The sequence below is a fragment of the Nitrospirota bacterium genome, assembly GCA_035516965.1.
Classification (GTDB): domain Bacteria; phylum Nitrospirota; class UBA9217; order UBA9217; family UBA9217; genus MHEA01.
The window spans coordinates 1-11,640 of the sequence record DATIZR010000091.1 but is presented as its reverse complement, the minus strand read 5'-3'; the positions used below and the strand labels follow the sequence as shown (position 1 = coordinate 11,640).

Annotated in this window: 10 protein-coding genes and 2 tRNA genes; 11 read left to right on the top strand and 1 reads right to left on the bottom strand. The window is 59.4% G+C overall.

The annotated features are described in order from the left end of the window. The first annotated feature begins 358 nt into the window (after positions 1 to 358). From VL197_13645 to VL197_13595, 11 genes are all read left to right on the top strand, one after another. Entirely contained in the window at positions 359 to 2,722 is a 2,364-nt protein-coding gene (locus VL197_13645; protein ID HUJ19020.1) for a vitamin B12-dependent ribonucleotide reductase, read from the top strand. Between the two features lie 256 nt (positions 2,723 to 2,978). Beyond that, positions 2,979 to 3,170 (top strand): hypothetical protein, encoded by a 192-nt coding sequence (locus tag VL197_13640; protein ID HUJ19019.1) that lies wholly within the window; start codon positions 2,979 to 2,981, stop codon positions 3,168 to 3,170. A gap of 199 nt (positions 3,171 to 3,369) precedes the next feature. Then, on the top strand, positions 3,370 to 3,735 hold the full coding sequence (locus tag VL197_13635) for a hypothetical protein (protein HUJ19018.1): 366 nt from the start codon (positions 3,370 to 3,372) through the stop codon (positions 3,733 to 3,735). Positions 3,736 to 3,962: 227 nt separating this feature from the next. Continuing rightward, positions 3,963 to 4,802: a tRNA 2-thiocytidine(32) synthetase TtcA gene (ttcA, locus tag VL197_13630; GenBank protein HUJ19017.1), complete on the top strand. Its 840-nt coding sequence runs from the start codon at positions 3,963 to 3,965 to the stop codon at positions 4,800 to 4,802. Between the two features lie 100 nt (positions 4,803 to 4,902). Continuing rightward, positions 4,903 to 5,607, top strand: coding sequence for a hypothetical protein (locus tag VL197_13625; GenBank protein HUJ19016.1), 705 nt, complete (start codon positions 4,903 to 4,905; stop codon positions 5,605 to 5,607). A gap of 98 nt (positions 5,608 to 5,705) precedes the next feature. Continuing rightward, complete coding sequence (locus VL197_13620) at positions 5,706 to 6,092, top strand: DUF1573 domain-containing protein (protein HUJ19015.1); 387 nt, start codon at positions 5,706 to 5,708, stop codon at positions 6,090 to 6,092. A gap of 283 nt (positions 6,093 to 6,375) precedes the next feature. Continuing rightward, positions 6,376 to 7,512: an alanine--glyoxylate aminotransferase family protein gene (locus VL197_13615; GenBank protein HUJ19014.1), complete on the top strand. Its 1,137-nt coding sequence runs from the start codon at positions 6,376 to 6,378 to the stop codon at positions 7,510 to 7,512. A 126-nt stretch (positions 7,513 to 7,638) separates the two neighbouring features. Beyond that, complete coding sequence (gene serA, locus VL197_13610; GenBank protein HUJ19013.1) at positions 7,639 to 9,216, top strand: phosphoglycerate dehydrogenase; 1,578 nt, start codon at positions 7,639 to 7,641, stop codon at positions 9,214 to 9,216. 92 nt (positions 9,217 to 9,308) lie between these two features. Further along, on the top strand, positions 9,309 to 10,616 hold the full coding sequence (locus VL197_13605; protein HUJ19012.1) for an adenylosuccinate synthase: 1,308 nt from the start codon (positions 9,309 to 9,311) through the stop codon (positions 10,614 to 10,616). A 137-nt stretch (positions 10,617 to 10,753) separates the two neighbouring features. Continuing rightward, positions 10,754 to 10,829, top strand: a tRNA-Lys gene (locus VL197_13600). Positions 10,830 to 10,925: 96 nt separating this feature from the next. Then, positions 10,926 to 11,003 (top strand) — tRNA-Glu (locus tag VL197_13595). Between the two features lie 13 nt (positions 11,004 to 11,016). Here VL197_13595 and VL197_13590 read toward each other — a convergent pair. After that, positions 11,017 to 11,640: site-specific integrase (locus VL197_13590; protein HUJ19011.1), on the bottom strand; the 624-nt coding region annotated here is incomplete at its 5' end.

The window sequence follows — 11,640 nt, the reverse complement described above, 5'->3', positions numbered from 1 at the left end:
GAACCTGTCTTTTTTCAGCCTTTTTCCATGCCCCCCCGAGCCCGCAGCATGCTTTCTGACCGCATGAAATCAAGACTAAATGTAGTATTGAAATTGGCTTGACATCACAATATGTTGTGGTATACTGCTTCACAGTTTTCTTGAAACAGCGCAGGCGCTTCAATTCTATTCACTGTTATTCATCCAATTCCAAGGCACGGCGGGCGGTAGGCGGTTATGGTGTTTTGTTTGCGTTTACAGAAGACCTGCAAACCCGGCTCTCTTCAGATTAAGAGTCAGTAGTCAGCAACCCATTCAGGGCGATATCCGATCGCCCTGATTTATTTTTTATCCGCGATATCTTCCAAGGAGGGGGTTTATGAAAAGCACGGCTTCCATCCCTGCCCATGCATCCGGTCTCATGCTGAACGAGAACAGCCTGAAGGTTCTTGAAAAACGCTACCTCAAACGCAACGAGGACGGGACCGTTGTTGAAACCGCCGTGGACATGTTCACGCGCGTTGCCCGGACCATCGCCGAGGGGGACCGGGCCTACGGGAAGACGGATGCCGACGTGGAGCGGATTGCGACGGAGTTCTACCGCCTCATGACGTCGCTCGAGTTCCTGCCGAACAGTCCGACGCTCATGAACGCCGGCCGTGAACTGGGCCAGCTGTCGGCCTGTTTCGTGCTGCCCGTGGGCGACTCCATGGACGAGATCTTCGAGTCCGTGAAGCACGCCGCGCTCATCCACAAGTCCGGCGGCGGCACGGGTTTCTCCTTCTCGCGCATCCGTCCCAAGAACGACGTGGTGAAGTCCACGAAGGGGGTCTCTTCCGGCCCGATCTCGTTCATGACCGTTTTCGACGCGGCGACGGAGACCGTAAAACAGGGGGGCACGCGGCGGGGGGCGAACATGGGCATCCTCTCCGTCGAGCATCCGGACATCCTCGACTTCATCACCTGCAAACAGCAGAACGACCGGCTGAACAACTTCAACATCTCCGTGGCCATGACCGACACCTTCATGGACGCTGTGGAGCGGGACGGCGAGTACGACCTGGTCTCCCCGCGCGGCCGGACCGCGGTCAAGCGGCTCAACGCCCGCAAGGTCTTCGATACGATCGTGAACATGGCCTGGAAGAACGGCGATCCCGGGATCATCTATCTGGACCGCATCAACCAGTACAACCCCACGCCGCATGTCGGCATGGTGGAGTCCACCAACCCCTGTGGCGAGCAGCCGCTGCTGCCCTACGAGTCCTGCAACCTCGGCTCGATCAACCTGGCGAAGATGCTGGCTCCGAACGGCCGGGCGATCGATTTCGACAAATTGCGCCACACGGTCCGTCAGGCCGTCCATTTCCTCGACAACGTGATCGATGTCAACCGGTACCCCATCGAGAAGATCAGCCAGATGACGCGGGCGAACCGCAAGATCGGCCTGGGCGTCATGGGCTTTGCGGACATGCTGCTCGAGATGGGCATCCCCTACAATTCCGACGAGGCCGTGCGGTCCGCGGAAACGGTGATGCAGTTCATCACCGATGAAGGCCGGAAAATGAGCGAGGAACTGGCCGCCGAGCGCGGCGCATTCCCGAACTTCAAGGGCAGCATCTATGACCGGCCGGGGATGTCTCCCGTCCGGAACGCGACGGTCACGACCATCGCCCCGACAGGGACGCTCTCCATCATCGCCGGATGCTCGAGCGGCATCGAGCCGCTCTTTGGCCTCACCTTCGTGCGAAAGGTACTGGACGGCGCCGAACTCCTGGAGGTGAACCCCGTGTTCGAACGGGTGGCGCAGGTGCGCGGGTTCTATTCCGATTCGCTCATGAAGGAGATCGCCGAGCATGGCGGGTGCACAAACATCCAGACCGTGCCGGAGGACATCCAGCGGGTGTTCGTGACGGCCCACGATATCACGCCGGAGTGGCATATCAGGATGCAGGCTGCCTTCCAGAAATATACCGACAACGCCGTTTCCAAGACGGTGAATTTTCCTCACAGCGCGACCCAGAAGGACGTGGAAAAGGTGTACCTCATGGCCTACCGGACCGGCTGCAAAGGGGTCACCATCTACCGCGACGGATCAAGGGACGAACAGGTGCTCTCCACCGGCGCGACGGAAAAGGCGCGCAAGGCGGCCGCCGCTGCCGGACAGCACGTGACCGTTGCGTCCGCCTCTCCCGAACTGGCCGAGGATAAGAAGCCCCGCAACCGTCCTCCCCTGACCCATGGGATCACGCAAAAGATCCCCACGGGCTGCGGCAACCTCTATATCACGATCAACGAGGACGAGGAGGGCATTTGCGAGGTCTTCTCGACCATGGGCAAGTCCGGCGGGTGTGCGGCGAGCCAATCCGAGGCCGTCTCCCGCATGGTCTCCCTGGCGCTCCGGTCCGGCGTTTCGCTGGAGTCGATCATCAAGCAGGTAAAGGGCATCCGCTGTCCGTCGCCGGCCTGGGGAGAGGGCGGGTCGATCTTGTCCTGCCCCGACGCGATCGGCCGTGCACTTGAGCGCTATGCCAAGGAAGGGCACGGACAGCGGCAGCACCACAAGCCCAAGACAGCGGCTGCACAGGACCTGCCCACGGTTCCCTACACGTCATCCGACTGCGCTGAAGGCGGCAGCAAGAACCATCTGGGCCTCTGCCCGGAATGTCCCGATTGCGGCGGGCTGCTGGAGTTCGGTGAAGGATGCGCCTTCTGCCGGGGCTGCGGGTTCTCGAAATGCGGGTAATCCCGTCCTGCGGACCAATGGCGCAGGGCAATTCCCATCTCGCCGAAGGCTGCTCGCCAAGCAGGTGTGTCAGGCAGTGTCCTTCGAGTATCGGAGTCGTCATGACCCAGCCGATCGGACCAATCGGAAATTATTCTGGATTTCAACAGACCGGGAGAACATTCTCCCGGTTTTTTTTGGCGCGTAGCAGCAGGGCGCTCGTTTTGACGTGGCCGGGGGGCGTGCGGTTAATTAAAGGAATTTCAAGGAGATCCCCATGAATCTGGAAGAGATCATTATTGAACTTTACCGCATTTCAGAGACAAAAAAATGGGAGGGGCAGAAGAGCGACGAAGCCCTTGCCGCAGCGATCGAAGGAATGGAGAGAATCTGGGAAACAAGGCAGGCGGACCTTCGTAAGAACGCAGCAGCCAGGCAAAACCGAAAGCAGCCCAGGAACTGGTGCTGATCCGCATGCGTCCCGACAAATACCTTCTTATAAATCTCATAAAATGCTTGACATTTATTTGATCTGATTCTAAATTAGGCTTAAATGCTGAGTGTTTCTGTTCCTGCAGTTCTCGAAGTATGCTGAACGCAGTCTGTTCACACGTGCTGTCATCAAGCCCGGGCAATCGGGTCATCAGCTAACCAAGGAGGGGGCGCGTATGGGAAATGAGAGGATCATGCAGTACGAATGCAGGGTATGCGGAAGGAAGATCGACGTCACGAGGACCGGAGATGTTTACGAAGAACCGGTATACTGCTGCGGTCTCGAGGCCGCTCAGGCCACGGCTCCCATCGTTCCGATGGCGTCCGCGACTGCGGCGGTGAAGAGGCCGGCAAAGAAAAAGGCTGCCCGGAAGCCGGCGAAAAAGAAGGTGGCAAAGAAAAAGGCCAAGAAGAAGGCCGCCAAGAAAGCTGCAAAAAAAGCGGTAAAGAAGAAGGCCGTAAAGAAGAAAGCTACGAAGAAAAAAGCTGCCAAGAAGAAGATAACCAGGAAAAAAACCGCGAAGAAGGCAAGAAGAAGATAGCCAGGAATCATGGACCAGCATGAGCCGGCCCCGTTCCTTTTCAGCAGGAGCGCCGGGGACAACCGCGATCTCTCATGACTTCCAGGGCACCCGGAAACCGGGTGCCCTTTTTTGTGTGCCATGGGGTCGGGAACTTGTCTTCTCTTCGCCGTGGCCCCTCCCGCCAGGCGTGCGATCCGGATTTTTTTCATGTTGACTTCCCCTTTTTCCCGCTTTAGGATTGAACCATGAACCTGCGAGTGCGAACGAAGCGGATCAGAAGGCTTGTCGGCCGCGCCATAGGCGACTTCGGCCTGATCGAGAGCCATGATCGCATCCTCATCGGGCTTTCCGGCGGCAAGGACAGCTGGACGCTTCTCACCCTGCTGGACGATCTACGCCTGCGGGCGCCGGTCCCGTTCACGCTCATCGCGGTAACGGTTCACCCGGGCTTCCCGGGGTTCCATACCGTGGGCATCGAGTCCTATCTCCGGGACCACGGCCATGACTTCCGGATCCTGCATGCTCCCGTGCACGATTTGCTGCTTGAAAAGCTCCGGCCCGACGAGACTCCCTGCGCGCTCTGCGCGCGCATCAAACGGGGAGTGCTGTACTCCGCGGCGGTTCAGCTCGGTTGCACCAAGATCGCCCTGGGCCATCATCGCGATGACTTCATTGAAACCCTGCTCCTGAACCTGTTCTTCAACGGCAAGGTCAAGGCCATGGCGCCGCTGCTCCATTCCGATGACGGGAGGAACAAGGTCATCCGGCCGCTCGTCTATGTACCCGAGGACGAGATTTCCCGCTACGCAGTCGAGGCGGGTCTGCCGGTCACGTGCTGCGCCTGTCCGGCCTGCGGAGACCCCGATCAGAAGCGGACGCAGATGAAGAGATTGCTGGCTGGTCTCGAACGGTCGCATCCCGGCATCAAGGCAAGCCTGCTCGCGGCTCTCGGGAGCGTCGAACACCGGCATCTGTTTACCGCGGGAACAGTTGGGCGAGGGGCTGCGCGGGAAGGTGATTCAATTTCCTCTCAGGCCGTGCTGCACGGGTCTCCGAGGCGCCAGGGCGTGAGAGCTTCCCCGTAAAATGGTTGACATTCTGTCGAGCCCAAGCATATAATCACAGGTGGCGGGACCATGGCCTCTACGGTCGGTGCCTCGCCAAACGCTCACCGAGGAGGACCCTATGGCCGAGGCCAAGAAGCTTGGCGAGCTTCTGAAAGAGGTGGGGTTAATCGACGATTTCCAGCTTCAGTCGGCCCTTTCGCACCAGCGGACCTGGGGAGGCAAGCTGGGAGCCATCCTTGTGGAGCTCGAATTCGTGAGCGAGGAGGAAGTGGCAAAAGTCATTGCCGACAAGCTCAAGATCCCTTATGCCAATCTTTTTGAACCCGAAATCCCCGAGGCCAGCCTCAAGTTTATCAAGGCCGAAGTCGCGAAAAGATACAGCGTTGTGCCCGTAAAGAAGGAAGGGGGCGGCCTCGTCGTGGCCATGTCCGATCCCCTGGACATCGAGGTCATGGATTCGCTCCGCTTCGCCACGGGACTGAACATCAAACCTGCCCTTGCCCTCGAGTCTGAAATCAAACTGGCGCTTAGAAAATACTATGATCACGAAGACGTCGTTCGCCGGACCAAGGCTTCGTTCCAGCAGACTGCCCGGAGTTCTTCCGGCAAGATGGAGATCATCCACGGAAGCGATCTCAACATGACGAAGGTCGAGCAGGCAGATCCTTCGTCGGCGCTGCTGTCCAGCCAGGAAACGGCACAGCAGTCGCTCACGGACAACAAGGTGCGGCTGGACGCTCTGATCAGCCTGCTGATCGAGAAGGGGCTGATCACGCGCGATGAGCTGGTCAGCATGGTCTATCAGAAGAAACTCGGGCTGTGACGGGAATGATACGGAAAGCGGAAGCTTCGTGATCAAGGCCCGACCGCTGCCGTACGGGAATGACCTGACCGGCGGCCCACGTTAGGAAAGGCCTACACATGAAAAAGTCGGTTCTTTTTTTTGCGATCATGGTCCTTGCCTGGCAGGCGGCGGCGCAGGACCGCCAGGGACCCCAGATCAGCGTCAAGGAGGTCCGGCACGACCTCGGCGCCGTGGCGCAGGGATCAGCAGCGACGTACGTGTTCGAGATCAGGAACGACGGGACCGAGACGCTGGTCATCGACAGGGTGCAGGCCAGTTGAGGCTGCACCGCTGCGGTGATCAGTTCTGATCACCTGGAACCGGGAGCGAAAGGCAGCGTCAGGGCGACCATTGATACCGCCGGGAGGAGCGGCCGCCTTGAAAAGCACATCACGCTGTATTCGAACGACAGGCGCAATCCGGCTCTTACCCTGACCGTCAGTGTCAACATCATCCCGAAGTAGCAGCAATCCCCCGCTCCCGATTGTCCTGCGAACTATTTTCTTGACAATTTTCTTCGGCTTATGCTACTCTGCTTTGGTTTTTGTCCCGAAAAGCAGTAAAGAGAGGCAGCAAATCTTGAAACAGCACAGACATCCGCAGTATCCCTGCGACACGCCAACCCCGGGCATAGGTCCCGCCCCGGCAGGACGTTAACATTCTTCGTGCGTGGCGATCACGCACAATAATCCGAACAACAGCATTTCCACGGGAATAATCACGATCAAGACTTTGGAGGGAATACCCATGCAAAAAAAATATCTCTTGGCGCCAGGCCCGACCCCCGTCCCGCCGGAGGCGCTCCTTGCCATGGCCATGCCGATCATCCATCACCGCGCGCCGGACTTTCTGCCGGTGCTCGATTCTGCGAAAAAAGGCCTCCAGTGGATCTATCAGACCAGGAACGACGTGCTCATCCTCTGCGCCACCGGTACCGGCGGCATGGTCGGCTCGGTCACGAACTTCCTGTCCCCCGGCGATGACGTGCTGGTGGTCAACGGCGGCAAGTTCGGCGAACGGTGGACCAAGATCTGCCAGGCCTACGGCATGAAGGTCGAGGAACTGATGGTGGAGTGGGGCTACGCGGTGAAGGCCGACCAGGTCGAGGCCGCGCTCAGGAAGAACCCGAAGATCAAAGCCGTGTTCGTCCAGGCGAACGAGACCTCGACCGGCGTGTACCATGACGTCAAGACAATCGCCGCGGTCGTCAAGAAGACCGATGCCCTCTTTGTCGTCGACGCCATTTCCGCCCTCGTGGCCCATGATATCCGGACCGACGAGTGGGGCATCGACGTCATGATCGGCGGCTCGCAGAAGGGTGTGATGCTGCCCCCGGGGCTTGCCTTCGTTTCGGTCTCCGACAAGGCCTGGAAGATGGCCGATTCCGCCAAGACGCCGAAGTTCTACTTCAACTTCAAGAAGGAACGCGAGAACCTCGCCAAGAACCAGACCAACTTTACCTCGGCCGTGACGCTCATCATCGGCCTGAATGAGTGCATCAGGATGCTCCAGGCCGAGGGCCTCGACAAGGTCTTCGCGCGTCATGACCGGTTGGCACGGGCGACGCGCGCCGCCGCAGCGGCCCTGGACCTCAAGCTCTTCCCGAAGGAAAATCCGTCGAACGCGCTCACGGCCATCGAGGCGCCGGCCGGCGTCGACGGCCAGGCGATCTACAAGAACCTGCGCGAGAAGTACGGCATCACCGGCGCCGGCGGGCAGGACAAACTCAAGGGCAAGATCTTCCGCATCGCCCATCTGGGCTACGCCGACACCTTCGACGTGATAACGGCAGTCGCCGGGATCGAAATGGTCTTGAAGGGCCTGGGCCACCCAGTGAAACTGGGAACGGGCGTTGCCGCAGCGCAGGAAATATTGATGAAATAGCATGTAAAACCACGGGTCCGGCCGCGCCGGACGCACGGATGGGCACCGGCAGGAACAACGAAGACGAAGTGCATGGTGCGGCGTTCCCGTGTTCATCCCTGGTTATATCCGGTTTTGGAGGAATGTATGAAGGTTCTCATCAGCGACAACCTCTCCCCCGTAGGCGTGGAGATTCTCAAGAAGGCCGGGCTCGAGGTGGACGCCCGGAGCAAGACCGCGCCCGAGGAGATCGAGAAGATCATCGGCGACTACGACGCGCTCATTATCCGTTCGGCCACCAAGGTGACGGCCGGCCTGCTCGAAAAGGCCGGGAAACTCAAGGTCGTGGGCCGCGCCGGAAGCGGCCTGGACAACGTGGATACGCCTGCCGCAACCAAGAAGGGCGTCGTGGTCATGAACACGCCCGGAGGCAACACCGTGACGACCGCTGAACATACCATCGGCATGATCTTCGCCTGCGCCCGCATGATCCCGCAGTCCTATGCATCGCTCAAGGCCGGGAAATGGGAAAAGAAGAAGTTCGAGGGTGTGGAACTCTATGACAAGACCCTGGGCGTGATCGGGCTGGGGGCCATCGGCGGCGTCGTGGCGAACCGCGCCATCGGGCTGGGGATGAAGGTCTTGGCCTATGATCCGTTCATCTCGACGGAGAAGGCAAAATCGCTCGGCATCGAACTGGCGGACCTGCCGACGATCTACAAGCGGTCCGACTTCATCACGGTCCATACGCCCAAGACCAAGGAGACCGCGAACCTGATCAACAAGGACACCATCGCCCAGATGAAGGAAGGCGTGCGCATCATCAACTGCGCCCGCGGCGGCATCATCAACGAGCAGGACCTCTACGAGGCTCTCAAGAGCGGCAGAGTGGCAGCAGCCGCCTTCGATGTGTTCGAGAAGGAGCCGCCCGAGAGCCACCCGCTGCTCACGCTGGACAACTTCATCGCGACGCCGCACCTCGGCGCCTCAACCCGGGAGGCCCAGGACAACGTGGCGATCGCCGTTGCCGAGCAGGTCGTGGATTATCTCGTAGCCGGGACCGTTCGGAACGCCGTGAACGTGCCCTCGGTGCCGGCCGACCAGCTCCCCACGCTCTCGCCGTACATCAACCTCGCCGAGCGCATGGGCCTGTTCATCGGCCAGCTCGTCGAGGGCGGCCTCACCCAGGTGACCGTGGAGTATAGCGGTGAAGTGGCGAACCTCAAGCAGGAGCCGATCACGCTGGCCGCACTCAAGGGGCTGCTCACGCCCACGCTGCAGGAGAACGTGAACTATGTGAACGCCCCGCTGATCGCCAAGGACCGCGGGATCGACGTGAAGGTATCCCGGTCAAGCGGGACCACGGAGTACACGAGCCTGGTCACGCTGCGGATCAAGGCGGGAGCCAAGGACCTGTCCGCCGCAGGCACGCTCAACAGCAAAAAGGAGCCGCGCATCATCCAGGTGGACAACTTCCCGATGGAGACCGTGCCCGAGGGGACCATGCTCGTGCTCATGAACAACGACAAGCCCGGCGTGATTGGCGGCATCGGAATGCTCATGGGCCAGAACGGCATCAACATCGCGCGCATGCAGTTTGGCCGCGAGCAGCAGGGCGGCCTGGCCATGTCGGTCGTGAGCGTCGACAGCACCGTGTCCGATGCCGTGATGGCCAAGATCAAGCAGCTGCCGAACGTGCTGTCGGTGAAGCAGATCAAAATCTAAAAAAACGCAGAGTGAAGATTGAACAGTTGCTGATCACTCTTTATTGATCAAAGAACTTCAATTTTCATTCTTCAATGCAGCAAGGAGTCACCATGCCAGTCTTAGTCGTCGTCGGCGCCCAGTGGGGTGACGAAGGCAAGGGAAAGATCATCGACCTGCTCACGGAAAGGGCAGACGTGGTCGCGCGCTACCAGGGCGGCCACAATGCGGGGCATACCGTAGTGGTGGGCAAGAACGAGTTCATCCTGCACCTCGTGCCCTCGGGGATCCTGCACAGGGGCAAGACGTGCATCATCGGCAACGGCGTGGTCGTTGATCCGGCCGCGCTGATCGAAGAGATGGACGCGATGACCAGGAGGGGCGTCCGGTTCGACGAGAGCCTGCTCATCAGTAAGAATGCCCATCTCATCATGCCCTACCACAAGGCCCTCGATGTGGCGAGCGAAACGCAGAAGGGGACCCGGAAAATCGGGACCACCGGCCGCGGCATCGGGCCGGCCTACGCCGACAAGATCAACCGCAAGGGCATCCGGATGGCCGATATGCTCGACCCGAACATGTTCCGGGAAAAGCTTTCCTGCAGTTGCACCGAGGCGAACTTTCTGCTGGACCGCTTCTACAAACAGCCGCTCGTGCAGCAGGACCGCGTCTTCGACGAATACATGGCCTATGCAAGGCGGCTGAAGAAGTATATCAGCGACACGACGCTGTTCCTGAACCAGTCCATCGCGAAGAAGAGAAAGATCCTTGCCGAGGGCGCCCAGGGCACGCACCTGGACATCGACCACGGCACCTATCCCTTCGTGACCTCGTCGAGCCCCACGGCGGGCGGTGCCTGCACCGGGCTTGGCATCGGGCCGAACACGATCTCGGACGTGATGGGAATCGTGAAGGCCTATACGACGCGGGTGGGCAGCGGCCCCTTCCCCACCGAGCTCGAGAACAACACGGGTGAACTGCTGCGAGCGCGCGGCAAGGAGTTCGGCGCGACGACGGGAAGGGCGAGGCGCTGCGGATGGTTCGACACGCTCGTTGTGAGGCACGCCGTACGCGTGAACGGCATGACCTGCGCCGCCATCACCAAGCTCGACGTGCTCGATGACATGGACGAGCTCAAGATCTGCGTCGGTTACAAGTACCGCGGAAAACTGTACGAGGAGATGCCCTCAGAGCTGGCAGTGCTCGAGAGGGGGACCCCCCAGTACATCACCATGCCAGGATGGAAGGAAAGCACCATCGGCATCACCCGGTACGGGGATCTTCCCAAGAAGGCCCGCGCCTACGTGGAAAAGATCTGCAGGCTCTCGGGCGTGAAGCCCACGATCATCTCGACCGGAGCGCGCAGGGACGAGACCATCATCCTGGAGCAGCCGTTCAAGAAGGCAGCTGCCCGGAGATAGGTCCCGACGGAAAAAGACATTCCGGAAACAATGTCAAATGATCTGGTATTTTAATTTGGAACGTTACCTGGTGCGGGAAATTTTATTGACAATACTCCGAAAACTCTGATAATATACGCCTCTTCGCGTGAAAGCGCGGGCCGGTAGCTCAGTTGGTAGAGCACCGCCCTTTTAAGGCGGGTGTCCTGGGTTCGAATCCCAGCCGGCTCACCACTTAAATCCAGTTATGAGTTGTGAGTTCATTAAATGATTCAAAGCAAGACTTATAACTCAGAACTAAGGACTCCGAACTAAACTGATTATCAATCCGTCCCCATCGTCTAGCCCGGCCCAGGACACCGCCCTTTCACGGCGATAACGGGGGTTCGAATCCCCCTGGGGACGCCAAAAAATCAAAGAGTTACGGCGATTGCCGTAGCTCTTTTTCTTTGGATTGTTCCGAAATTGTTCCAAAATCGCGGTAGCTTTTCTCCAGCTGGCTGATCGCACTCACCAGATGCTGCGGTCCGATGTGTGCGTAGCGTCTCGTCATTCGGGTGTCCTTGTGGCCCATGAGATCGGCGAGCGTGTCGAGGTCGATTCCCGCCTGTCTGTTCCATGATGCAAAGCAGTGCCGAAGATCATGGAACCGGAAGTCCTCTATCTCTGCCTTCGAGAGTGCATCCTTGAAAGCCCGCTGCACCTGCATTGCGCTGTAGCGTTTTCCGTCCGCGTCGCAGAACACATAAGGACTGTTCAAGTGCGTCACCTTCGTGGCTTCTTTCAGGGCTTCCAGTGCAGGGGCCGCAATCGGGATGATCAGCGCTTCGCCGTTCTTGGTCTCGGACCCGTCAAGCGAGATCGTCCTGTTGAAGATGTTCACCTGGCTGCGCTTCAGGTTCAGGATGTTGCCCTTCCGTAAACCCGTCCAGGCTGCCGCGATCACCGGGCCCCGAAGCCACACTTCGCACTTCTCAAGGAGCTTGTGGTATTCCGCGAACGAGAGATACCGCAGCCGCTTCTTGTCCGCCTTCGCGATCATTTC

Coding starts and splice junctions, on each gene's coding strand:
- VL197_13615 (HUJ19014.1), top strand. CDS start 6,376: ATGCAAAAAAAATATCTCTTGGCGCCAGGCCCGACCCCCGTCCCGCCG.
- serA (HUJ19013.1), top strand. CDS start 7,639: ATGAAGGTTCTCATCAGCGACAACCTCTCCCCCGTAGGCGTGGAGATT.
- VL197_13635 (HUJ19018.1), top strand. CDS start 3,370: ATGGGAAATGAGAGGATCATGCAGTACGAATGCAGGGTATGCGGAAGG.
- VL197_13645 (HUJ19020.1), top strand. CDS start 359: ATGAAAAGCACGGCTTCCATCCCTGCCCATGCATCCGGTCTCATGCTG.
- VL197_13605 (HUJ19012.1), top strand. CDS start 9,309: ATGCCAGTCTTAGTCGTCGTCGGCGCCCAGTGGGGTGACGAAGGCAAG.
- ttcA (HUJ19017.1), top strand. CDS start 3,963: ATGAACCTGCGAGTGCGAACGAAGCGGATCAGAAGGCTTGTCGGCCGC.
- VL197_13640 (HUJ19019.1), top strand. CDS start 2,979: ATGAATCTGGAAGAGATCATTATTGAACTTTACCGCATTTCAGAGACA.
- VL197_13625 (HUJ19016.1), top strand. CDS start 4,903: ATGGCCGAGGCCAAGAAGCTTGGCGAGCTTCTGAAAGAGGTGGGGTTA.